16 protein-coding genes are annotated in these 25,083 nt (G+C 58.4%); 8 read left to right on the forward strand and 8 right to left on the reverse strand.

Annotated elements, in window-relative coordinates; all coding sequences use genetic code 11:
- Positions 1–89: 89 nt before the first annotated feature.
- Positions 90–509, reverse strand: a complete 420-nt coding sequence (locus GE543_RS24690) for a DUF3010 family protein (protein WP_003411995.1) — start codon at positions 507–509, stop codon at positions 90–92.
- 55 nt (positions 510–564) lie between these two features.
- Complete coding sequence (locus GE543_RS24695; RefSeq protein ID WP_003405168.1) at positions 565–975, reverse strand: lysozyme inhibitor LprI family protein; 411 nt, start codon at positions 973–975, stop codon at positions 565–567.
- Between the two features lie 228 nt (positions 976–1,203).
- Between GE543_RS24695 and GE543_RS24700 the strand changes: the two genes are divergently transcribed.
- The 6 genes from GE543_RS24700 to GE543_RS24725 all read left to right on the forward strand — a co-directional run bounded on the left by GE543_RS24700 (position 1,204) and on the right by GE543_RS24725 (position 8,950).
- Positions 1,204–2,181 carry a dipeptidase gene (locus GE543_RS24700; RefSeq protein ID WP_153222579.1) on the forward strand — a complete coding sequence of 326 codons (978 nt, stop codon included), beginning with the start codon at positions 1,204–1,206 and terminating at the stop codon, positions 2,179–2,181.
- An 84-nt stretch (positions 2,182–2,265) separates the two neighbouring features.
- Entirely contained in the window at positions 2,266–2,796 is a 531-nt protein-coding gene (locus GE543_RS24705) for a DUF5943 domain-containing protein (RefSeq protein WP_046235515.1), read from the forward strand.
- Positions 2,797–2,811: 15 nt separating this feature from the next.
- Positions 2,812–4,872 carry a dimethylglycine demethylation protein DgcA gene (gene dgcA, locus GE543_RS24710; RefSeq protein WP_153222580.1) on the forward strand — a complete coding sequence of 687 codons (2,061 nt, stop codon included), beginning with the start codon at positions 2,812–2,814 and terminating at the stop codon, positions 4,870–4,872.
- Between the two features lie 109 nt (positions 4,873–4,981).
- Positions 4,982–6,943, forward strand: coding sequence for a dimethylglycine demethylation protein DgcB (gene dgcB, locus GE543_RS24715; protein ID WP_153222581.1), 1,962 nt, complete (start codon positions 4,982–4,984; stop codon positions 6,941–6,943).
- On the forward strand, positions 6,943–8,163 hold the full coding sequence (locus GE543_RS24720; RefSeq protein ID WP_153222582.1) for an electron transfer flavoprotein subunit alpha/FixB family protein: 1,221 nt from the start codon (positions 6,943–6,945) through the stop codon (positions 8,161–8,163). Before dgcB ends, GE543_RS24720 begins: the two co-directional genes overlap by 1 nt.
- The gene (locus GE543_RS24725; protein WP_153222583.1) at positions 8,153–8,950 is read left to right on the forward strand and encodes an electron transfer flavoprotein subunit beta; all 798 of its coding nucleotides are present in this window, start codon (positions 8,153–8,155) and stop codon (positions 8,948–8,950) included. The genes GE543_RS24720 and GE543_RS24725 overlap by 11 nt, the downstream gene beginning before the upstream one ends.
- Before the next feature lie 2 nt (positions 8,951–8,952).
- Here the strand turns inward: GE543_RS24725 and GE543_RS24730 are convergent, their stop codons facing one another.
- The 3 genes from GE543_RS24730 to gbcA form a co-directional block, all read right to left on the reverse strand.
- A complete protein-coding gene (locus GE543_RS24730) occupies positions 8,953–16,071 on the reverse strand; it encodes a PI-PLC X phosphodiestherase-like domain protein (RefSeq protein WP_153222584.1) in 7,119 nt (2,372 codons plus the stop codon).
- A 770-nt stretch (positions 16,072–16,841) separates the two neighbouring features.
- Positions 16,842–19,253, reverse strand: a complete 2,412-nt coding sequence (locus GE543_RS24735; protein ID WP_153222585.1) for a fibronectin type III domain-containing protein — start codon at positions 19,251–19,253, stop codon at positions 16,842–16,844.
- 179 nt (positions 19,254–19,432) lie between these two features.
- Entirely contained in the window at positions 19,433–20,731 is a 1,299-nt protein-coding gene (gbcA, locus tag GE543_RS24740) for a glycine-betaine demethylase subunit GbcA (RefSeq protein WP_003393670.1), read from the reverse strand.
- 309 nt (positions 20,732–21,040) lie between these two features.
- Here gbcA and gbcB point away from each other — a divergent pair, with 309 nt between their 5' ends.
- Complete coding sequence (gene gbcB, locus GE543_RS24745) at positions 21,041–22,141, forward strand: glycine-betaine demethylase subunit GbcB (protein ID WP_153222586.1); 1,101 nt, start codon at positions 21,041–21,043, stop codon at positions 22,139–22,141.
- Between the two features lie 91 nt (positions 22,142–22,232).
- Here the strand turns inward: gbcB and GE543_RS24750 are convergent, their stop codons facing one another.
- Positions 22,233–22,499: a hypothetical protein gene (locus GE543_RS24750; RefSeq protein ID WP_103690103.1), complete on the reverse strand. Its 267-nt coding sequence runs from the start codon at positions 22,497–22,499 to the stop codon at positions 22,233–22,235.
- Between the two features lie 119 nt (positions 22,500–22,618).
- Positions 22,619–22,849, reverse strand: a complete 231-nt coding sequence (locus tag GE543_RS24755) for a DUF6124 family protein (RefSeq protein WP_010430134.1) — start codon at positions 22,847–22,849, stop codon at positions 22,619–22,621.
- Between the two features lie 377 nt (positions 22,850–23,226).
- Here GE543_RS24755 and GE543_RS24765 point away from each other — a divergent pair, with 377 nt between their 5' ends.
- A complete protein-coding gene (locus GE543_RS24765; protein ID WP_003393665.1) occupies positions 23,227–24,063 on the forward strand; it encodes a 23S rRNA (adenine(2030)-N(6))-methyltransferase RlmJ in 837 nt (278 codons plus the stop codon).
- A gap of 261 nt (positions 24,064–24,324) precedes the next feature.
- On the opposite strand, the gene msrA is transcribed toward GE543_RS24765, so the two are convergent.
- Positions 24,325–24,972, reverse strand: coding sequence for a peptide-methionine (S)-S-oxide reductase MsrA (gene msrA, locus GE543_RS24770; protein ID WP_153222588.1), 648 nt, complete (start codon positions 24,970–24,972; stop codon positions 24,325–24,327).
- Positions 24,973–25,083: the final 111 nt, after the last annotated feature.

Below are 25,083 nucleotides of genomic sequence, written 5' to 3' on the forward strand. Positions count from 1 at the left end.
CCAGAGCGTGAGGAACGATAATCCCCGCTATCGTGCGACGCTCTGCGTCGCATGCCGTTCTGGACGCTCTGCGTCCTCTCTCGAAAGGCTTAAACGCTCTTCATCACTCCCGCACATGCCGCCTTGTACGCTTCGTGCTGATACTTGTTCAGGGTGTCGGGCAGGGCGAAGGTGTGTTTCTTGTTCTGCGCATTGACGGTCTGCGGTGAGATCAGCACCACGTTGCAATCGGACATCAGTTGAAAGATGGTTTCGATCTTGAAAGTGGTCGGGCCGCCAGCGAATTCGCCTTTCTTGCTGCGCTTCTTGATAACCACATGGCTGATGCCGTTTTCACGCACGAAACCGGCAAGTTGCGTGGAGAAGGCTTTGACGTTGGCGGCCTCGTCATCGTCCTCCAGTGCAAGCTTCTTCGTGGCGAGCGGCAGGTGCTCGATGTCGCCATTACGTCGAGTGGCGAGGGCGAAGATGGCTTCGCTGCCTTTGATTTCTACACCGCAAATAATCATGAGAAAACCTGATGAGCTCGTTCATATAAAGAGGCAGGTTATCTCATCGTAGACGTTATTCCTGAGCTATCGACTCCAGATACTCCGAACGCTCGTCACTCATGCGCGCAATGCAGTCGTTTTCGCTGATGGTGAAGGCCTTGCTGCCAGCTGCAGAAGGGAAGACTTCAACCGCGCAGTCAGCATCACGCAGCTTTTCCCAGGCTTGCTGGGCAGTCTTGAGTTTGCTGGTAAAGTCGTTGAACTGCGTCTTGTTGGCAACGAACTGCGACTGAACGCGCTTAAGCAGGTTGTCGAAGTTCTCCTTGAGCAACTGTTCGGCAGTGGTGCGGCTGTAGGCCGAGCATTCCAGGGTCTGCTTGTCGTCCTCGACACCGTCGCAGGGCGACGCGTCCGGATTCTGAGCGGCGTGTACGCCTGTTACAGCCGTCGTCATAAGGGCCAGGGTCAGCAAAAACGTTTTCATCGAGTCGCTCCGATCCATTGATAGGCTCGATTCTGTCTCAAGCGCGAGACATTGAACAGGTTTACGACATCGCACGACGACTCGCCGTCCCCCTTTGTCGCATCTTGACGCTTTCGGCAAACCCCCTGTCGTTTTTGCACCCGGTTCCCCTGACCCTCCGGCATATGCTGACCCCATTAGCGCCGACAGCCGATTCGGCGCACCGGAATCAAAAAAGGGGACAGCCTGATGAGCCCAGCCGAATTGCACGCCGACAGCATCGTTATTGACGGGCTGATCATCGCCAAATGGAACCGCGAGCTGTTTGAAGACATGCGCAAGGGCGGCCTGACCATGGCCAACTGCACCGTGTCGGTGTGGGAGGGCTTTCAGGCGACCATCAACAGCATCTGCACCAGCCAGAAACTGATGCGCGAAAACAGCGATCTGGTTATGCCCGTTCATACCACTGCCGACATCCGCAAGGCCAAGGAACTGGGCAAGACCGGTATCCTGTTCGGCTTCCAGAACGCGCACGCCTATGAAGACCAGATCGGCTACGTCGAGATCTTCAAGAAGCTCGGCGTGGGCATCGTGCAGATGTGCTACAACACCCAGAATCTGGTGGGCACGGGCTGCTACGAGCGCGACGGCGGGCTGTCGGGTTTCGGTCGTGAGATCGTCGCTGAAATGAACCGCGTCGGGGTGATGTGCGACCTGTCCCACGTCGGCTCGAAAACCTCGGAAGAAGTCATTCTCGAATCGAAAAAGCCGGTCTGCTATTCCCACTGCCTGCCGTCCGGCCTCAAGGAACACCCGCGCAACAAGTCCGACGCCGAGTTGAAGTTCATCGCCGAGCACGGCGGTTTTGTCGGCGTGACCATGTTCGCGCCGTTCCTGGCCAAGGGCATCGAGTCGACCATCGACGATTACGCCGAAGCCATCGAATACGTGATGAACATCGTCGGCGAAGACGCCATCGGCATTGGTACTGACTTTACCCAGGGTCACGGCCAGGAATTTTTCGAGTACCTGACCCACGACAAGGGCTACGCCCGCCGCCTGACCAACTTCGGCAAGATCATCAACCCGCTGGGCATCCGCACCGTGGGGGAGTTTCCCAATCTGACTGAAACGTTGCTCAAGCGCGGTCACTCCGAACGCGTGGTGCGCAAGATCATGGGCGAGAACTGGGTCAACGTTCTGGCCGACGTCTGGGGCGAGTAACCCGCCCGCCATACCTTATCGAATTGAACCCCCACGGCCCTTCGAGCGGTGGGTGTAGCCCGAATCATCTGGAGTTTGACCGCCATGGCTAAAATCGCCCCGCAACTGCCCATCGAAGTCGACAGCGAAACCGGCGTCTGGACCTCCGATGCGTTGCCGATGCTCTACGTGCCCCGGCACTTTTTCGTCAATAACCACATGGGCATCGAAGAAGTGCTGGGCGCCGATGCCTACGCCGACATCCTCTACAAGGCGGGTTACAAATCCGCCTGGCACTGGTGCGAAAAAGAAGCCGAATGCCATGGCCTGGAAGGCGTTGCGGTGTTCGAGCACTACATGAAGCGCCTGTCGCAGCGTGGCTGGGGCCTGTTCAAGATCCAGGACATCGACGTCGAGAAAGGCACTGCCAGTGTGAAGCTGGAGCACTCCTGTTTCGTGTACGTCTACGGCAAGGTCGGGCGCAAGGTCGATTACATGTTCACCGGCTGGTTCGCCGGGGCCATGGATCAGATCCTCGCTGCCAGCGGCAGCGCTGTGCGCACGGTTGCCGAGCAGGTTTACGGTGGTTCCGAAGAAGGTCATGACGACGGTCTGTTCGTCGTCAAGCCGCTGTAAATCGAGGATCGGGTTATGGCTTTCGAAGCGATGTTCCAGCCGATCCAGATCGGCAAACTCACCATCCGCAATCGCGTGCTGAGCACTGCGCACGCCGAGGTCTACGCCACCGATGGCGGCATGACCACGGATCGTTACGTGAAGTACTACGAGGAGAAAGCCAAGGGCGGCATCGGTCTGGCCATTTGTGGCGGCTCTTCAAGCGTGGCCATCGACAGCCCGCAAAGCTGGTGGAAGTCGGTCAACCTGGCAACCGACAGGATCATCCCGCACTTCCAGAACCTCGCCGACGCCATGCACAAGCATGGCGCCAAGATCATGATCCAGATTACCCACATGGGCCGTCGCTCGCGCTGGGATGGCGATCACTGGCCGACCCTGCTGTCGCCGTCGGGCATCCGCGAGCCGGTACACCGGGCAACCTGCAAAACCATCGAGCCCGAAGAAATCTGGCGGGTGATCGGCAATTACGCCAGCGCTGCGGCGCGTGCCAAGGCCGGTGGTCTGGACGGCGTCGAGTTGTCGGCGGTGCATCAGCACATGATCGACCAGTTCTGGAGCCCGCGGGTCAACAAGCGTACCGATGAATGGGGCGGCAGTTTCGAAAACCGCATGCGCTTCGGTCTGGAGGTGATCAAGGCGGTGCGCCAGGAAGTTGGCCCCGACTTTTGTGTGGGGCTGCGTATCTGCGGCGACGAGTTTCATCCCGATGGCCTCAGCCACGAGGACATGAAACAGATCGCCAAGTATTACGACGATACCGGCATGATCGACTTCATCGGCGTGGTGGGCTCGGGGTGTGACACCCACAACACCCTGGCCAACGTCATTCCGAACATGAGTTATCCACCGGAGCCGTTCCTGCACCTGGCGGCCGGGATCAAGGAAGTGGTCAAGGCCCCGGTGCTGCACGCGCAGAACATCAAGGACCCGAACCAGGCAACGCGAATTCTGGAAGGCGGCTACGTCGACATGGTCGGCATGACCCGCGCGCACATTGCCGACCCGCACCTGATCGCCAAGATCAAGATGGGCCAGATCGATCAGATCAAACAGTGCGTCGGCGCCAACTACTGCATCGATCGCCAGTATCAAGGGCTGGATGTGCTGTGCATCCAGAACGCCGCGACGTCCCGCGAATACATGGGCGTGCCGCACATCATCGAGAAATCCACCGGACCCAGGCGCAAGGTCGTGGTGGTCGGGGCCGGTCCTGCCGGGATGGAAGCTGCACGCGTCTCTGCCGAACGCGGCCATGACGTGACCCTGTTCGAGAAGAAGGACTTCATCGGCGGGCAGATCACCACCGCATCGAAGGCACCGCAACGCGACCAGATCGCCGGCATCACGCGCTGGTTCCAGCTGGAACTGGCGCGCCTGAAAGTCGACCTGCGTCTGGGGACCGCCGCGGATGCGGCAACCATTCTCGACCTGCGCCCGGACATCGTGGTGCTGGCGGTCGGCGGTCATCCGTTTCTGGAGCAGAACGAACACTGGGGGGCCGCTGAAGGTCTGGTGGTCAGCAGTTGGGATGTGCTGGACGGCAAGGTGACGCCGGGCAAGAACGTGCTGGTCTACGACACCATTTGCGAGTTCACCGGCATGTCGGTGGCCGACTTCCTGGCCGACAAGGGCTGTCAGGTCGAAATCGTCACCGATGACATCAAGCCGGGCGTGGCGATTGGCGGAACCTCGTTCCCGACCTACTACCGCAGCATGTACCCCAAGGAAGTGATCATGACTGGCGACATGATGCTGGAAAAGGTCTATCGCGAGGGCGACAAGCTGGTGGCGGTGCTGGAGAACGAATACACCGGGGCCAAGGAAGAGCGGGTTGTCGATCAGGTGGTGGTGGAAAACGGTGTGCGTCCGGACGAAGCGATCTATTACGCGCTCAAGGAGGGTTCGCGCAACAAGGGCCAGATCGACATCGACGCGCTGTTCGCCATTCAGCCACAGCCATCGTTGAGCCAGCCGGGTGACGGTTACCTGCTGTTTCGTATCGGCGATTGCGTGGCGCAGCGTAATACCCACGCGGCGATCTATGACGGCTTGCGGCTGTGCAAGGATTTTTAAAGGCAGCTGCAAGCTGTGAGCTGCAAGCGGCAAGTAAAAGCGTTTGCCCCGTGCTTTTTTCTTGAAGCTTGTAGCTTGACGCTTGCAGCTCGCACCTGAGGTCAACGTGATGCTAGACACCCTTCTTCCGATCCTGCTGTTCAGCGCCTTGGCCCTTGCGGCGCTGGGCGCCTGGCGGCGGGTAACCCTGTGGCGCAACGGCCGGTCCTCGAAAGTCGATTGGCTGGGTGGGCTGCTGGCCATGCCCAAGCGTTACATGGTCGATCTGCATCATGTGGTCGCGCGTGACAAATACATCGCCAACACCCACGTGGCCACCGCGGGCGGCGCGGTGGCCTCGATTGTGCTGGCGATTCTGGTGCACGGTTTCGGTCTGCATAATCGCCTGCTTGGCTATGCGCTGCTGTTGATGACGGCGGTGATGTTTGTCGGTGCGGTGTTTGTCTATCTTCGTCGTCTCAACCCGCCTGCGCGTCTGTCGAAAGGGCCGTGGATGCGCCTGCCGAAAAGCCTCATGGCGTTTTCCGCGAGCTTTTTTCTGGTCACCCTGCCGGTGGCGGGCATTCTTCCCGAGCACTTCGGCGGCTGGGTGCTGGTGGTCGTTCTCGGGCTGGGCGTGCTGTGGGGTGTGAGCGAACTGTTTCTGGGCATGACCTGGGGCGGGCCGATGAAGCACGCCTTCGCCGGTGCGCTGCACCTGGCCTGGCATCGCCGGGCCGAGCGTTTTGGTGGCGGACGTTCCACGGGCCTGAAACCGCTGGACCTGAACGATCGAACCGCACCGCTGGGCGTGGAGAAACCTCAGGACTTCACCTGGAATCAACTGCTGGGCTTCGACGCCTGCGTGCAGTGCGGCAAGTGCGAAGCGGCCTGCCCGGCGTTTGCGGCAGGCCAGCCACTCAACCCCAAAAAGCTGATTCAGGACATGGTGGTCGGCCTTGCCGGTGGCACTGACGCAAAATTTGCGGGCAGTCCGTATCCGTCGCTGGACGGCAAAGGCAAGCCGCTGGGCGAGCATGGCGGTAATCCGCATCAGCCCATCGTCAACGGGCTGGTGGATGCCGAAACGCTGTGGTCCTGCACCACATGCCGGGCCTGCGTCGAAGAGTGCCCGATGATGATCGAGCACGTCGATGCCATCGTCGATATGCGCCGCCACCTGACCCTCGAAAAGGGCGCTACGCCGAACAAGGGCGCCGAAGTGCTGGACAACCTGATCGCCACCGACAACCCCGGCGGGTTTGCGCCGGGCGGGCGAATGAACTGGGCGGCGGATCTGAACCTGACGCTGCTCAGCGAGAAAAAAACCGTGGATGTGCTGTTCTGGGTGGGTGATGGCGCGTTCGATATGCGTAACCAGCGTACCCTGCGCGCGTTCGTCAAAGTCCTCAAGGCGGCCGGTGTGGATTTCGCCGTGCTGGGCCTCGAAGAACGCGACAGCGGCGATGTGGCGCGACGTTTGGGTGATGAAGCGACCTTCCAGACGCTCGCCCGACGCAACATTCAGACCCTGTCCCAGTACAGTTTCCAACGCATCGTGACCTGCGACCCGCACAGCTTTCATGTGCTGAAAAACGAATATGGCGCTTTTGGCGGTGACTACCCGGTGCAGCATCACAGCACCTTCATGGCCGAGCTGGTACGCAACGGCGCCCTGACGCTGGGCCAGCACAAAGGCGCCAGCGTGACCTATCACGATCCGTGTTACCTGGGCCGTTACAACGGCGAATACGAGGCGCCGCGTGAAGTGCTGCGTGCGCTGGGGATCGAGATCAGGGAAATGCAGCGCTCGGGCTTCCGTTCCCGCTGCTGCGGTGGCGGCGGTGGCGCGCCGATCACTGACATTCCCGGCAGACAGCGGATTCCTGACATGCGTATGGACGACATCCGTGAAACGGCTGCCGAAGTGGTCGCGGTAGGTTGTCCACAGTGCACGGCCATGCTCGAAGGCGTTGTCGAACCGCGACCCATGATCAAGGACATTGCCGAACTGGTGGCCGATGCGCTGATTGAGGACGTTATCCCCAACACGCCAGCGTCTGCCAAACGCGAACCTGCGGAGGTGCTCTGATGAGCGACATTATCCGCCGTGATCCACGCGCCGAGTGGATCGCCCGCAATCGACTGCATCCGTTGCACGCGGCCATGCAACCTGCGCAGAGCAGCTGGATGGGGCCGAATGGCCTGATGCGCAAAAACGTGCATGGTCAGGGGTTTATCGGCCCCAACGGTATCAAGCGTATTGACCGCAGCGGCGCTCAGCAGGGCGGCGCGGTCAAGCGTTCGGTTGCTGCCGACGTGCAGTTGCCGCTGCATACGGTGGCCGAGCCAGCGTTCTATATCACGGTGGTGCCCGATATGGTCGGCGGCCGCCTGAGCAGCCACGACCGTGACTTGCTGGGGCTGGCGCGTCAGTTGGCGGGGGCCGACGGTGCCGTGCTGGCGGTGGTGTTCGGCGAGCACAAGGAAGCTGCATTCGACACTGCGGGCGTGGATCGGCTGTTGCTTATCGACGGTGCCGGGTTCGACGGTTACTCACCGGAACAGCGCGTGCAGGGTTTGCGGGCTGTGGATAACCAGTTCAACCCGCGCCACTGGCTATTGCCGGACAGCCGCAGCGGCGGTGGCGAACTGGGTAGACGTTTTGCCGCCAGCATCGGCGAGCGACCTGCAACGCGGGTCTGGCAGGTCAAGGACCAGCTGTGCACAAGTCGGGCAGGAGCGGGGCGCGAAGACCTGGTCCGGCCTCTGGCGCGCTTGATTCTGGCCGCTGTGGAGTGCGCCGAACCGGTCAGCGAAACCCGTCACGAGGTATTACCGGTCGAGTTGTCCACAGGCGTGGCGCGCAGCCTGCCGCGTATCGAAGACCTGGGGGCTGTAGCCGTCGATCCCCGGGTTATCCCCATGGCTGAAGCCGAATTCATTCTGTCTGGCGGCAATGGCGTCAGGGACTGGGACCTGTTTCATCAGGCCGCTTCGGCACTCGGGGCCACCGAAGGGGCGTCGCGGGTGGCGGTGGACGATGGTTTCATGGGCCGCGAGCGGCAGGTCGGCGCGAGTGGCACCTGGGTGACCGCAAGGGTGTATGTTGCCGTCGGTATTTCCGGAGCCATCCAGCATCTGCAGGGCATCGGCGCCTGTGACAAGGTCATTGCGATCAATCTGGATGCGGGGTGCGACATGGTCAAGCGCGCTGATCTATCGGTTATCGGCGAGAGCGCCGAAGTGCTCACGGCGCTGATCGCCGCAGTCGAAGCCTGGCGCAGCGGAGGTAAGCGCGATGCAGCCTGAAGTGTCTGTGGATAAGGATGCGGTGCAGATCATCAGCCTGGTGTCCATCGGCGCGCACCCGACATCAGGTCGTGCGCGCCGCGCCGAACAGGATGCGCGGGCCGTCGAGCTTGGCTTGCAACTGGCTGGGGATAACTTGCAGGTGCTGCACGCCGGCAATGCCGAAGAACCGGCGCTGCGTGCTTACCTTGGCATGGGGCTCAACGAGCTGCATGTGCTGGAGCAACCCGAGGGCGCCGATGCGCTGGTTGCGTTGACTGACTACCTCCGCGATTCTGCCGCACAGGTGGTGTTGGCCGGCAGTCAGGCTGAAACCGGTGAAGGGTCGGGCATGCTGCCCTTTTTGTTGGCCGAGAGGCTGGGCTGGCCACTGGTGACCGGTCTGGCTGAAGTCGAATCGCTGAACAACGGCACCGCGCTGGTGTTGCAGGCTCTGCCTCGCGGTCAGCGTCGTCGGCTGAAGGTTCGTCTGCCGTTTCTGGCCACTGTGGATAACGCAGCTCCCAAACCCCGGCAGAGCGCGTTCGGGCCTGCACAGCGTGGCACGCTGGACACCGAAATGGTTCAGGTCGTTGCGGATGAGTTATTGACCGCCCAAGCGCTGCAGCCAGCCAGGCCGCGGCCCAAACGCCTGAAAGTGATCAAGGCCAAGAGCGGCGCTGATCGCATGAAAGCCGCCACTGCCAAGGCCAGTGGCGGCGGGGGCCAGGTGCTTAAGGGGCTGCGCCCTGAAGAGGGCGCAGCCGCGATTCTGAAGCTGTTGATCGATGAGGGCGTCGTCAAGTAAGGCTAGGGTCCTGTGCTGGCCTCTTCGACGGGCGGTTCGCCTTTCTGTTGGGAGGCGGGCCGGAAGTAGGCATAGGAAATTTTCCCGTCCAGCCCACCGCCGTTGCTGACTTCAACTTTGACATCCGCGTTTTCGTAGCTGCGGTTGAAACTCGAAATCGTGATGGGTAACAAAATGGCTCGTTTGAACGTTACGCCTGTACGGCCTTCGCTAAAACCACCTTCTGGACTGCCAGTCACCGAGAATACCGATCCCTTGCCGGCCTTGAGTATTTTCGCCGAGCGTATTTCATCGTTGTCGCAGCCATAGCTGTTATTGCCACTGCCCATCTTGAATTGCCTGTCGATGTTGAAGGGGACCGTGCAGACAATATTCTGTGTTGCCCCATTGGCTTCGTAGAACACAATGCTTGCGTCACTGATGTCGTTATCGTCTGGCTTGTTAAGCACTTTTATGCGTGACACCTTACCGTCGAGCCCGTTATTGCGAGAGGCGAGCTTACGGTAATAGAACGTATCGGTCGTGCCCTCGAATGAATCGATTCGCACCCTTTTGCCCATGGGGACCGATTGTTTGACGTCTATGATCGTGAAGTCATCCTGCCGGTCACCGTTGGGGTTGTCGTACAGTTCGATACGCGTGCCTGCGCGGACGCCCTCCAGTTCCATGGACCTGACCTCATCCTTTTCACACCCGTTCGATGGCAGCCTTATGTCATATTGAACGCCGCTGTTGCCGCCGCTCTGATTAGCCGGCAATACGCAGGAGGTGTCCCCTCCACGATCGGCATAGTTGCGTTCGTAGAAATAAAGACCGCCTTGAGACAGCGCTGCAGCATAGGGGCGCGTGTCGCCCACCTGGTTGAAATCAACGGCGAGATAGTTGGGGTTGCGCCAACCGGTCGGTTCGCCGCAATAGTGCTCCACTCGGCGCTGCAACAGCGTCAGGTTGTTATCCATGTCCCCTGCATGAGCCGCGCTACTGCCAAAGGAATGGAATTGATTGAGGACAAAGGTCCGCGGTAATTTCCCGTCAACCGTACGTAGCGAAAGGGCCATCGAACCGAAGCGGCTCACGCATCGCCAGTCATGGCTCGCTGCTGTGTTGCCCAGGTCAAAGGTGTTCTCGACATGCGTGTTCGGGGCCCAAAGAACCTCGGCCTTCTTGCCGTTCAGTAGATATACCTTGGCCACTTCTCCCTGCGAAAACATGACGAGGCGCTTATTCGTGCTGATCATTTCCTGGAGGGTTGGCCAACTGACGTGATCGGACACATGACTGTAGTCGGCTATTTCAGGGACTCGTTCCAGCACCGGGCGCAGCTCGTCTGAGGTCAATGTCGATTCGAACAGCAGGGAAATGACGGCGTTTCGGTCTTTCTTCAAATAGGCTAAAAACTCTTTGAGTAAGTCGCTTAGCAACGGGTTACTTGACGAACACCTATCGGAGAATACAGCGTGGCATACTCGAATTCTGCCAGCATAATCCCTGTGGATATCCAGCATGAACCCTCTCATACCGCGCTCCAGTTGCGGGGTAAGGTCGTTCAGATAAGCATTGTGCCCCGTAGCCCATGTGTACTTATCGAATGTCTTGGTAAAGTCATTGATGCCCGGTGCTGCATAGGCATCCTTGTTGACAATGACCCAGTAGGCGTTTTCTGTTCCGGAGGTTGGGTAATACCAGAAATGCGCGGCCGCGTTGCCGGAAAATTTCGAACGGTAAAAGGTAATGTTATTCAGAGCGTGAATAGCGCCTGGGTAAGTAGGCTCGTCCCATTCCTTCGGATCCTGCCATGTCCCTGCATGATGCCCGGCATAGGTCCAGAAACCGTTATTCGTCTCACCAACAGGGTAGTACCAGTTGTGCCGTGCAGGACTGCCTTCCTGCAAGGCCTTGAAGAACCACGTTTGGCCATTTTGATCGTAGCGATGAACCTCCCCCACGCGGGTAAACTCATTCCACGTTTTGGGATGGGCAGGACTACCCTCATTTTTGTAGAGGTATGTCCAGTCTGCCGTGCTGTATTCCGAGGTTGGAAAGTACCGGCCATAGTCGGCTGGGCGACCTTCTTTTTCAGCGCGGAATAACAACCGTTCGCCGTTGTAGTCGTAACTGTAGATATCATCCGCGTAGGCGTAGTCGTTCCAGGTATTGGGTACCTCGAAGGTCCCCCGTCCCTTGCGGAAGAACTCCCACCATGTAGAACTCTCGTCTGCAACAGGGTCGCCTTTTACGGGCTGATTCTTGGGGTAGTCTTTTTTTCCTGTAAATTTCGACCTGAACAGCATCGGCTGATAATCGATGTCTTTCTCATGTAAGAGTCCGGCCTGCGTCCAGTCAGATATCCCTTTGGGCTCGCTGCTGGTTCCGTTGAGATGCGTCACCTGAAGAAATTTCCAGGCGGGTGACTTTTCGACGGGAGCCGGAGGCTTCTTTTCTTCGTCTGCATCGAGGGGCTCACTGGGTGGCGAAGTCCATTTATCCTGTTCTGGAATGCCTTCCTTGTCGGAGTTCACGCTAAACAATAAACGCATCCCGCTGACTTCACGCACATGAACGGCACCGCGCCAGCTGACTTCGTCCCATTCCTTGGGGTCATTGAGTGTGCCCGCGTTTCTCGAAATGCCATAGAAAATCCAGTTTTCGGTGTCTCCTCGGTTGGCGGGGAATGGCCATTGGTTTAAAGAGGGAACACCGCTGTTTTTCGCGATGAAATAATGATCACCGTCCACTCGGGTTGTTTTTACATAGTCGCCCGGTATGACGGGCTCCTTCTCATCCTTGGGATCGCTGATAGTACCGGCGTGTCTTTCGGTTGCTGCATACAGGTAATAGGCATTGCTCGTGGCGTCTGTGGGGTAGGTCCAGTTCTGCTGGTTGGGTATTCCGGCGAACCTCGCTTTGAAATAGAAGCGTATACCGTTTTTTTCTACGCGATGAATCGCTCCCCTCCAGGTGACTTCATCAGGTCCATGAGGTTCGGCAAAAGTGCCTGCATGCGACGTCGTGCCGTAATAGGCCCACTGCTCGGTGCTGCTTTCATCTGTCGGGTAGTACCAGCCATGGTCTGAAGGTGTCCCTGTCATCTGTGCACGGAAATAGAGTGTTTTGCCACCATGCTCATAGCGGTGCAGCCGGCCGGGCCAGGTATATTCGTCCCACTCTTTGGGATCGCTCAGGAGGCCTAAGTGCTTGCTGATGCCCACGAAGTGCCAGGACTCGTTATCCGTCGGCGTCATTGGCCGCTCGCCTACCTCCACACCCATTTCGCCGGATTTTTTGGCCTCGAACAGAAACTTCGTTTCCCGGTCCTGATGGATGGCGCCCGCCCAGGTGGGCTGGTCGAAATACTTGGGACTGTTCAGCGTGCCTTGATAAATCGAGTAGCCAACGTGTTCGAAGTTGTTTTCGTTCCCGTAGCCCTCTTCATCATCCATGACATGCCCCCAGATTTTCGATCTGTAGAACGATCGCGTAAAGCTTTCGCCAATGCCGGTGGGGCGCTTCACCACATGCAGTGCGCCTGGCCAGGTTGCATCGGATTCAGGTTTCGGATCGAGCCAGCTGCCGGCGTGAATGCCCATGTCCAGATAAGACCATTGCCCGTTACTGTCAGGCGGTGTCGGGTAGTGCCACCCTTCCTGGCCGGGCGCGCCGTCAATGAGAGATCTTGCGAAGTAAGCCTTTCCATCGACTTCAAAGCGGTGAATCGCGCCAGGCCAGGTGATTTCGTAAGCATCCTTGGGCGATTGCAAGGTGCCTGCAAACTCACTTTTGCCGATATACGACCAGTCTTCATTGTCTTGCTGCGAGTCAGGCAGTGCGCGTTCAGCGTTGAAAATCCCGGCAAAACGAGCTTGATAATATTCGTCTGCTGTGCGGATAACCTTGACGGTGTCTCCAGGTCTGATCACCTCACCCGACTGTACCGGGTCGCTCTGTGTGCCTTCATGGGCAGTCCGGCCTATGAAGGTCCACCAGGCATTGTCGGTTTCCGTCACAGGCAAGGGGTGTTCGGCGCCGATGACTGCCAGGTTGCCCACAATTTTCGAGCTGTAATAGCGTCTGGTGTTTCCGTCTTGCCTCATGTGGATGGCGCCGGTCCAAGTCACTTCCTGCTGATCCTTCGGATCGATAATCTCGCCCGAATGCCTGGATTCCCCGACCACCGTCCAGTAATCATTGTCTCCGTCTTGCGGAATCGGCCAGTTGTTTTCGGCAAGCAGTCCATCGACTTTGGAAAGCAGGTACAGCGTACGGTCTCTGGCTTGCACCGCATGAATTCTTCCGGGCGAGGTAAAGCCGGAGGAGCCTTTCGGATCGGCCCAGGTGCCTTCTGGTACGTTCGCGCCCAGAGACTCCCAGTACTCGTTGTCAGTCCCGGGCGCGGGGTAACTCCAGTCATTGGCCTGGGGTACGCCGCGTGCGAGGGCGCGGTAATAGACGTGTTGGCCTTCAATGGTCGTGGCGTGAATCAGCCCCTGGCTGGTCATTTCATCGAAGCCTTTCGGATCGGCAAAAGTGCCTTTGTGTCGCACCAGGCCCATCACTTTCCAATACTGTGTGTCGCCCGCAGTCGGCAGAGGCCAATTGTCGGCGATCGGGCTTCCCGACTGCTGAGCGATGTAAAGCTGGCTCCTGCCTGATGAGCTGTACTCGTGAATAGCGCCAACCCAGGTCTGGCCGCTCAATGTTTTGGGATCGGCGTAAGTGCCAGCCTGATCAGAGGTAAACATGAACTCCCAGAAGTCTGTGCTTGCCGGCTCTTCGGGATAAGGTGTTTGCGAAGAGGGCTTTCCGGTCATCTTCGATTTGAGAAACGCCCGTTGGCCATTGATGTTGGCCACGTGTACCGCATCCGGCCAGGTAGGATCGGTGAAGGGTTTGGGGTCCGAGAAAGTGCCTGCGTGTTCTCCGGCGTACTCATAGAAGTCGTTGGATTCTTCGCCTGAGGGATATACCGCCCCTACATCCTGGGCAAATCCGGAAAACCTGGTGCGAAAGAGTTTTTGACGGGTCAGGCCAAGCTGGTCGGCAAAGATTGCGCCGGGGGTGTTGATGTCGTTACGTTCGCGTGGCGTGTCGGCGCTGCCGCCGTTGAGTGAGGACACGTAGCTCCATTGATCATCGCTTGTTTCGCCCACCGGATAAATCCACCCGCCTGCGACCGGTTGAGCCTGCTGCCGGGCTGCAAAAATCAAGTGTTGATTCTCATCCAGGTGCAGTGCGCCCGGCCATGTGGCCTCATCACGGCCTTTTAGGTCGTCTGCCGTACCAGCATGTTTGAACACCGTGACGAACTCCCAGTGGGCGTTACTGGCAAGATCACCTGGGTAAGGCGTCGCTGCAGAGGGCGTGCCGTCGAACAGTGAGCGCAGCACTGCACGCTGACCCTTGATCGAGGCTTCATGCAGTGCGCCGATCCGGGTGATGTCATCGAAAGGCTTGAAGTCACGCCATGTGCCTGCATGCCGGCCTGCGTAGACCCAATAAGGATCGACGATACCCACCGTCGAGAAGCTGTCGAGATCGTTGGCGGGATAGCCCTCGTAATTGGAAACAAAGAACGTGCGCTTGCCCGGAACAGTGCCATCGACGTAGACCGAACCTGCCTGGCTGTAGTCATCGAAGTGCCTCGGGGCTCCGAAAGTGCCCAGCGGTTGTATCACCGGAATATATGACCAGTGCTCGTTGCTTTCTGGTGTGGCTGGCAGCGGCCAGTCATGCTCGGAGGGCAAGCCTTCTGCCAGCGAGACGAAATAGACCGGGTTGTGGTCGATCAGCGTTTCATGCACTGCGCCGGGCCAGGTAAATTCTTGTTGGGTCTTGGGGTCGGCTACTGTTCCTGCATGGAGCGAGACCCCCAATAACTGAAACTCGTCGGTCTGGCTGTAATCCCATCCGGTTGGCGGCGCGGCCCAGGGTTTCAGCGCACGGTACAGCGCTTTTCCCTGGCCCTGCGGGGCTGAATGGATAGCGCCAACCCACGTTTCGGTGTCCAGATCAGTCCTGGGGTCCCACCAGGTTCCGGCATTCTGGGTGATGCTGCGCACGCCCCAATAAGTGGTATTGGTGGGCGACGTCGGGTAAGGCTGTTCAACCGCCCCTGAGAAGTGGGTCGCGAACGACACCCATTTGCCCTGCATTTTGGCTCGATGCAGTTTTTCGAGTGCCGTGTTTTCTCCGAAGGCCTTCTGGTCTGTGTACGAGCCTTCGTGTACACCACGATAATCCCAGTACTGATTGCTCTGCGGGCCGCCTGGGAATTCTGCATTCAGAAGGGGCGCAAACCCGATAAATGTGGAGGCGTAGTAGTGACTGCGTAGCGGGCTCAGCGGGCTGCGATAATAAGAGCCCTTCGACACGCTCATGTCGGTCCAGGGCTTGGGGAGGGCGGCCGGAATGTTTGACACGGTCCCCGCCAGCTTCCAGTACCCTGCGCCTTGCTCTGTGCCGGGTGCAGGCCATCCATCGACGCCTGGGCGTCCGGTGTGCTGCGCAAGATAAACGGTTTTGCTCTGTTCGAAATAGACGAAGACGCCTGGCCAGACCAGGTCCTGATCAGTCTTCATCGCTTGAGGCGTGCCGGGTTTATCGAAGAATCCGATGAAGTCCCAGAAATCGTTGCTCTGCGCTGTCGCCGGATAAGGCGTTTGCGGACCGGGCACTCCGCTGATTTTCGAGCTCAGCAAGGCGCTTTTGCCTTCGATCATCGCCAGGTGCAGCGCGCCCTCGCGGGTCGGCTCGTCGAACGGCTTAAGGTCAGGTCCCAGACCTGAATGCTGGCCTGCATAGGTCCAGAATTGCGTCGAATGTGGTGTGTCGGGAAGGGCAGGATCGAGCTGATCAGGCTGGCTGTCGAAGGCTGCGATGTAGAACGCGACGGACTGGCCCGTGTGGGCGGAGAACACGGCTCCCTCGAAAGCGGGTTCTCCGGCCAGTCGTGGTTGTTCGAACGTGCCCGCATTCACTTCCTCGCGGACGCCCGGCACCTGCGCAGCTGACACCGCGGGTGATGCTATGGAAGAGGGGGCGTCTGGCGCAGCACTGACGAGCCAGGCCAATAGCAGGCCTGTGATGAACGCCACTGACAATACAGTCCTTTGATATTTTTTCATGACACCGGTGCGTCCATTCACAGTGGCTCGGAATCGCGTCTTTGATTAATCGAAGAGCGCTGAAAAAAGCCTATGCGCATGGCGCGCGTCGAGGTACTCGCAAACCTGATAGGTTGACGTGGCAGCTCGCCGGGACGGACTTACACACAATCCCTGTGCGTGTGCCTGTGGATAAAGTGTTCGTTAACCGCTGAAGCTCTTGTGGCACGTGGCTTGTGACGTAGCGATCAAAAATTGATCAATCTAAGTGGTTATTTCCATTGAGCTTTTTGTGGATAAGCCTTCAGGCGCTATCTGTCAGTCACTCATTTTGCCCACAATCTCTGTTGGTGTGACTGTGGACAACTTGTTCGTGGTTGCCTGCAGGCCTTATATTCAGAGGGTCTTGAGCTGTTGTTCAAAAAATGATCAGGGCGGTATGTTGCTCGTGAAATCTTCTGGAAAGGGAGGTTTTTTCAGCCATTTCAGACATTGTCCACAGCGGATGGGTGACCTGGATAAAGTTGTACCCAAAGTCTGTTGGCGCTTCTGTAGATAAGGTGTTCGTGCTCGTCTGTAGCCCAATGAAACCAGGTGCTACAGAGCTTTGGTTAAAAAACATACAGGCTGTGTGAATGAGGTGTTCCACGGTAAGCCGTTGTTGTAAGGGCTATTTCCGGACCGATGAAAAAACGACTTACCCATAAACGCTTTTTGGGCGCTGTGGATAAGTCGTTCAGTGATTACATCGTCACCGTCTGTTTATGAGCCAGGGCAGGTACGCGTGCGGTTCACTGCCATTCTTTCGGCCAGTCGCGGAAACCTCTGCCGGCTGCTTGCTGCGTCCAGGGCGCCCATAGTGTCGGCGCACCGCCTGGGTACCAGTCTATTTGTGAGGTGTGAGTATTGAGGCAGATGTAAGAGGCACCATCATGCATCACCTTATCCCCCTTCACGTAGTCAGTATCTGTTTTCCATTCAGGCAATGCGGCGCTGGTCGAGGCCTGCACAACGTTGCTTGGGCCGGATAGTGCGTCCTCAGTGTCGTACGCGCCGACGATAAACTGATACACCGTGCCAGGGGTCAAACCTTCAAGGGTGCACGCGAGTATTTCTGGTCCGACAGGCACCCTGGCCGCGCCAATTCTATATACAGAGTAAAATTTGATGCCTGGAACACTGTCAGACTTGTCCCAGGCCAACGAAACACTGGTAGTCGTTGCGCCTGTCTGACGCAAGTTGCCGGGTGGCGTAGGTCGATCAGGTGATGCCTCGGTTTTTGTCGTTTCGAGGATTTCTTCAGACAGTTCGGAACTGATCCCTTGGCTGTCAGTGGCTATGATCTGATAACCATAAAGGTTGCTGTGCGAAAGACCCCCGTCGGTGAAGGGAGGGGTTGCGTCGCTACCCAACGAGAGCTTATCCCGGAAGAGCTCATACTTGAATGGACCGCTGGCATCCGTCGAAACACTCCAGTCCAGCGTTATCGACGTGGTGGTCCGCCCGGTTGACCTGAAGTCGACAGGCAATGAAGGTCTATAGGGTTCCGACTCGGTTTTGACTTCCACCTCGTTGCTGATCTCCGACCACTGACCCTGTATATCTTTTGCGACAACGAAGTAGGTATACGTTCTGCCCGCTGTGAGGTTCTCATCGGTATAGACGCGCGGTTGGTCAGCAGGGACCTTCATAAAAGGCCAGCGATCCCGTGCAATTTGATACTCGAGGAGTCCAGCTTCGCTGCTGGACTGTGTCCATTCCAGCGATACACTTGTATCGGTGACGCCTGTCCGGCTCAAGAACGGTGGTGTCGGTTTCTCCCCACCGCCGCTTCCTGCCTGGGTACTCACGCTGATCGCTGGAGAGAATGCCGAGGTGTTGTTCATGACATCGATGGCACGTACCTGATAACTGTACGTGGTACCGGGCTGAAGGCCGGTGTCTTCATACGAAGGACTGTCCGCAAATAGCGATACGCTGTTGTCGCGGCGCAGCTCATAGCGCAGTACCGGGTTCTGGCCTACCGACAGCGACCAGACGAGCTTCACCGAATCCGGGGTTTGTCCGGTTGACCTGAGGTCAGTGGGCACTGAAGGCGTCTCAGGTACGGGCGTTTCGCCGCCGGTGAGATAACCGTAGCGTTTGGCAAACTCCCAGTCATAGGCGTCGCCAACCTTGGGCTTGCCATTGTCCCAGTTGACCGACCAGGTCATCAGGCCGCGAATCGGGTTGCCTTCGTCCCGCAGTCTGTCCAGGGCGTATGTCACGTCGGCCGGATTGATCACATACCCTGTTGCGGCGGCGTCATTATTGGTGGGCAAGCCGATCGCAAGCCTGTTTGCCGGGATTTTGGTAAAGCCACGCGTGCCGTGGATCAAGCTGTCGGTCAGGTAATAGAGAAATTCCTTCTTGTGGGCATCATCGTTTTGCGCCACCCACAGACTGGCCTCATCGACCCATATACCGTCGGCCCCCTGGTTATAGTATTGAGGCGCGATAAAGTCATAGAGGTCCTCAAGCGCTTCGATATACGCGAGGTACGCGCCGCCACTTTTGAAGGACGTCAGAAAGGCGACGAATTCTTTCAGAAACGGAAACTGGGTGGTGATTTCCTTCAACAGCGGTGTATCGCGGGTAGCCGATCGCAGGTAGGGAAATTCCGGGGCCATGCTGATAATGAAGTGCTGGCCTTCGGTCTCGTAATGTTCGCGGACCATTCTCAGTGCGGCGGGTAATACGGTGCGGTTATCGGCAAAAGTGATGGCAGCCTGTTCGAGATCAATGTCCAGCCCGTCAAAGCCATAGACTTCGACCAGCCGAATAATCTCGTACGCCAGCGCTTCTTCCTGACCGGCATGCAGCTCAATATGTGCATCGGCCCCGCCCAGCGAGATCAGCACCGCACGGCCTTGGGCATTGAGTTCTGCCACTTGCGCACGGAACTGTTCATCACTCATGTTATAAGGCTTGAAGGTCGGTATGCCGGCGCCTTTCATGAAGGCCACTGCGATGACGTTATAGGCTTTGTCGATCTCGGTCAGCGCCATTTCCTCGAACATACCTTGCTGGTAACCCTGACCTGATTCGGAGGGCCAGTTATGCCAGAAACCCATGAGGATATTTTTCCCTGATATATCCGTCATGGTCGATGCGGCGTCGACCTTCTTGTTTTTATATTGATTGATGATTTTTGGGTTGAGCATGATTCGTGTCTCCGTCCGTTGGATTGACTTCAACGAGAGTTGATCACGAAAGTTTTTTTCACGTAACTGTCAGAAATGACGGTATCGGCGGGAGGGCTTTTGTGTCGGCGTGGCTCGGGCTGACTCGCTTCCAGAATGAAGTGAGTCAGCCCTTGAGGATCGCGTTGGCGGGGTAGACGCTACTCGTGATTGACCGCTACGCCTTTCAAATACGGTGCAGGCTCTGCGCCGAGGTTTTCGAGCATGCGCGAGCTGTACCAGTCGACGAAGTTGACCACACCGAACTCATAGGTTTTCGAGTAAGGGCCGGGTTGATAGGCGCTGGAGTTGATGCCGCGCTGGTTTTCCTCGGCCAGACGACGGTCCTGATCATTGGTAGCGTCCCAGACCTGGCGCATACGCTCGACGTCGTAATCCACGCCTTCGACCGCATCCTTGTGGACAATCCATTTGGTGGAGACCATGGTTTCCTGTGCGCTGATCGGCCACACCGTGAAGACGATGATGTGATCGCCCATGCAGTGGTTCCAGGAATGCGGCAAATGCAGAATGCGCATGGAGCCCAGGTCAGGGTTCTGGATGCGGCCCATCAGTTTCTTGCAGCCGACCTTGCCGTCCATGGTCATCGACACTGTGCCTTTGAGCAGTGGCATGCGCACGATACGGTTGCGCAGGCCGAAGCTGGCGTGGGCGTAGGGAATTTTCTCTGCGTCCCAGGCAGCGGCGGACGCGGCCACATGATCCTTGAAGGTCTGATCGGCGCGGGGATCGGTGACGTCGTCCCATTCCAGCAGCGTCTTGAGCAATTCCGGGTGCGAGCCACTGCAGTGGTAGCACTCGCGGTTGTTTTCCAGCACCAGCTTCCAGTTGGCCTTTTCCATCAAGGTGGTTTGCACCGCCACCTTGGTGTTTTCCATGTCATAGGGTTCCATGTAATGGCGCAGCGTCGACAGGAACTCGTCGATGGCAGGCGGGTTCTCTGCCAGGCTGATGAAAATGTAGCCGCCCGCGGTCTTGACGTGGACCGGCTTGAGGCCAAACTGCTTCATGTCGAAGTCGTCGCCCATTTCAGTGCCCGCATACAGCAGGCGACCGTCCAGCTCATACGTCCACTGGTGATAGTGGCAAACCAGCTTGGCGACTTTGCCTTTTTCGGCCGTGCACAGGCGCGAGCCGCGATGGCGGCATACGTTGTGGAACGCGTTGACGGCGCCGTCCGGGCCGCGCACGACCAGGATCGGGTTCTTGCCGATCTGCAGCGTCAGGTAATTGCCCTTGGTCGGGATTTCGCACGTCATCCCGGCAATCAGCCACTCTTTGTGAAAGATTTCCTGCATGTCGATTTCAAACAGTCGCTCATCACTGTAGAAGGGCTGCGGCAGCGAGTACGTGCGCTCGCGATTCTGCAGCATCTCGGCAGTGGCCTTGCGTGCAGGTTCCAGCGGATCGCCCAGGCTCAAGGTTGCGGTGACGTCCATCGATTGAATCCCTCATGACCGCGGCATGGGCGGCCTGCGAATGTGGCTGATACGGGTGTGATCGCGTTTCAAGCATGAGGATAGATCAGTCGATCATGCTTATGACCCTTGGTGGCGAGTGTGGAGCCGGGCGCGCTGTGAACCTTATCCATGGGCGACATGGCCGCATCCGTTCCCGACGCGACAGGCCTTGTTGGACGGGGCTGGTCGCGGTAAGTACGTGAATGTCGTTGATAGATAAATGGCCGCCTCGGGCGTTACGCAGAATCCGCAGCATGAGAGGCCGACAGTCGGCCGTGGAGATCGAGTATGTCCCAAAGTTTCCTGAGCCCGGTCACGACCCAGACATGGGCCAACGGGCGTCACTTGGTACGTGTCGTCAAAGTCATCCAGGAAACCTGGGACGTGCGCACGTTCTGCTTCATGGCCGACCAGCCGATCATGTTCTTCTTCAAGCCGGGCCAGTTCGTGACCCTGGAGCTGGAGATCGACGGCCTGCCGATCATGCGCTCCTACACCATCTCCAGTTCGCCATCGGTGCCGTACAGTTTTTCGATCACCGTCAAACGCGTGCCGGGCGGCAGGGTTTCCAATTACCTGCATGACACGCTGATTGAAGGGCAGGAGCTGGCGGTACACGGGCCGGTCGGGCTGTTCAACGCCATCGATTTCCCGAACCCGAAGATTCTCTACCTCAGCGGCGGTGTCGGTATCACGCCGGTGATGTCCATGGCGCGCTGGTTCTACGACACCAACGCCAATGTCGACATGGTTTTCGTACACAGTGCGCGTTCACCGAAAGACATCATCTACCACCGCGAGCTGGAGCACATGGCCTCGCGGATCGACAATTTCAGTTTGCACCTGGTCTGTGAAAAACACGGGCTGGGCGAGCCATGGGCCGGTTATCGCGGCTACCTGAACCAGAAAATGCTCGAGCTGATGGCGCCCGACTTCATGGAGCGCGAGGTGTTCTGCTGCGGGCCGACGCCGTACATGACTGCGGTCAAGCGACTGCTGCAGGAAAACGGCTTCAACATGGCGCAGTACCATGAAGAATCGTTTGGTGCGACACCGCCAGAAGCCAGGGCCGATGCCGTTGAGCAGGCCGAAATCGCTGCCGACGCGCCCGACGTCGACATCGCCGATCTGCATCAGGTGGAGTTCACCGACACCGGCAAGAGCATCCGCGTGGGACCGGGCGAAACCGTGCATGCCGCCGCCGCAAAACTCGGCCTGATGATCCCCAAAGCCTGCGGCATGGGCATCTGCGGGACCTGCAAGGTCATGAAGCTGAGCGGTGAAGTCGAGATGGAGCACAACGGCGGCATCACCGACGAGGATGTTGCAGAGGGGTACATCCTGTCCTGCTGCAGCGTACCGAAGGGCGATGTGCGGATTGAGTATTGAGCACGCCTGAAACCCTGTGACGCAGAGCGTCACGAACGGCATACCCACGCGGAGCATGGGTACGATAGACGTTCTTGAGGGCGCCTACCGGCTAAGATCCACTCTGACTCTGCTTATAAGCCGCCAGCGCGGGCAGCAGTTGCTGGTCGATGGCCTGGCGCACGGCGGGGAGGAGGGTGGCGCTGCCGGTGAGGAGTTGTTCTACCAGGCGTCGCAAGGCGGTCGCGCGTTCGGCGTTGAGGCCGCAGACGGCGTTTGCGCAGGCTTGTTCAGCGGTTGCGCCGCCGAGTGCTTCGAAGCCCAGGGCTCTGAGCTGGCCGAGCAGGTCTTCCTGGTCAATCAAATCCGCGTGCATCATGACGTCTGTTCCTTTGATCGGGCTTGTTCCGATTCTGGAAGGACAACCGTCTGCGGGCAACCCCTGCCTGTCGAGAGTGGCAGGATTGGCTACAAGCGCGTCGTTTTCAGTTCATGCAGTCATTCGGTTTGCAGGTTGTCTATGGTTCTGTCGACCATGACCTTGGCCATTTCCACCAGGTGCATGATCGACAGCGTCATGTCGCGCTGGGTGCCGGTCATGCTGTCGCTGAATTCACAGGCGCTGGTGGCAGCGCAGCGCAGCAGGTCGCTGGCATGCATGAGGGCGTCTTCATGGCTGACGTTGGGGTTGGCGGTGAAGAGGGGCGGATCGGGGACGATTTTCAGCATGTGATGTATCTCCTGGAGTTTTAGAAGACCATCACCGTCGGCTACTAATCGAGGGTGGTGATCATGCGCAGGTAGTAGCCCGGTCCAGGAACCCCGGTGCATCCAAAGATGCCCCACGCACGACCACCATAAAAGCGCAGGCCGTGAAAGGGCACCTGCACAAGGTGGCGCAATGCGCCTGGATAACGAGGGCTACTAATCCTCACCGCTGAATATGCAGCGACAGGCGCAGAGTAGAGATCGAAACAGGCAGGCACAAGGGGCCGGGAGTTTCTCGGAAATTTCCTTCAAGTGAAAGAGACGAGTCCCGCAAATTCGTTACAAATTCTTGTTCATTGCTCAGGTTTGCTAAACTGCGCAGCTTGCCAGGAGCTGCCATGAATTACCGTCACGCCTACCACGCCGGCAACCACGCCGACGTCTTCAAACACCTGACCCTGACTCGCCTGATCGCCCTCATGGCGCGCAAGGAGCAGCCGTTCGCCTACCTTGACACCCACGCCGGGCTCGGCCTGTACGACCTCAAAGGCGATCAGGCCTCGCGCACCGGAGAATGGCTGGAAGGTATCGGCCGTCTGTGGAACGCCACGGACCTGCCAGCGCTGGCGTCTGACTATCTGCAAGTGCTGCACGACATGAACCCGGATGGCGAGCTGCGCTACTACCCCGGTTCGCCGGAACTGGCTCGCCGCCTGACCCGCGAGCGCGAGCGGGTGCTGCTCAACGAGAAGCACCCCGAAGACGGGCGTCTGCTCAAGGAGAACATGAAGGGCGACCGCCGCGTGGCGGTGCATCTTGGGGAAGGCTGGCATGTCCCGCGCGCCTTGCTGCCCGTGGCGGAAAAGCGTGCTGTGATGCTCATCGACCCGCCGTTCGAGCAACTCGATGAAATGAAGCGTTGCGCGGTGGCGCTCAAGGAAACCATCGGGCGCATGCGTCAGACAGTGGCGGCGATCTGGTACCCGATCAAGGATACCCGCCTGCTGCGCCGCTTCTATCAGGACCTGGCGGAAACCGGCGCGCCTAAGCTGTTGCGCGTTGAATTGTTCGTCCACCCGCTGGACACACCGGCCAGCCTCAACGGTTCAGGCCTGGCTATCGCCAATCCGCCATGGGGTCTGGAAGAAGAACTGCGCGAGCTGATGCCGTACCTCGCCCAGAAACTGGGCCAGACCCAGGGCGGCTGGAAGATGGACTGGTTGATTGCCGAGTAGGCGTGCCTGCATCCAGGCCGTGTTGCGCGGTCAGGGGCGGACGCAGAGCGTCCAGAGCTGCATTCCCACGCGGGGCTCAGCGTTATACATAAGCCCGCTTTTGATTCTGACCGTAGGTCGTAGGAGCGAACTTGTTCGCGAAAGGGCCAGTATATTCGGCGAAAATGCGTCACCTGAACTACTATCTTCGCGAACAAGTTCGCTCCTACGCCCTGCGGGCAGAAGCCTGAAAAACGCTGTTTTCGGGCCGCCAGGCGCGAATCAAGCCGGCATGCACACACCCGTGCCGCCCAGCCCGCAGTAGCCCTGTGGGTTCTTGGCCAGGTATTGCTGGTGGTAGGCTTCGGCAAAGTAAACCGTCGGGGCCTGCTCGATTTCGGTGGTGATGGTGCCCTTACCGGCCTTGTTCAGTTCCGCCTGGAACGTTTCGGCACTGGCTTTGGCGGCGTCGAGCTGCTCGGGAGTGGTGCAGTAGATCACCGAGCGATACTGCGTGCCGATGTCATTGCCCTGACGCATGCCTTGAGTCGGGTTATGCACTTCCCAGAACACCTTCAGCAGATCCTCGTAGCTGATTTTTGCTGGCTCGTAAACCACCAGCACCACTTCGGTGTGGCCGGTCAGCCCGGAGCAGACTTCTTCGTAGGTCGGGTTCGGGGTAAATCCGCCTGCGTAGCCGGCGACAGTGCTCACCACACCGTCCTGTTGCCACAGACGACGTTCTGCGCCCCAGAAGCAACCCATGCCGAAGATGGCGAATTCGACATTGCTCGAAAACGGTCCCAACAGCGGATTGCCGTTGACGAAGTGAGTTTCCGGAAGCGCCATAGGTATTTCACGACCCGGCAGTGCTTGTTCGGCAGTAGGCAGTACGTTTTTATTCACTAGAATTTCCGAGCGCAAAGTCATGAACCATATCCTCTCGTGTGCAGACAGGCAGCGGGTGGCAGGACGGATGATCAATACACATACATAGGTCCCGTTACACGCAGAACAAGTGCTGCCGTGTAATAACAGACT

Source organism: Pseudomonas sp. SZ57 (assembly GCF_009495975.1).
GTDB classification, from domain to species: domain Bacteria; phylum Pseudomonadota; class Gammaproteobacteria; order Pseudomonadales; family Pseudomonadaceae; genus Aquipseudomonas; species Aquipseudomonas syringae.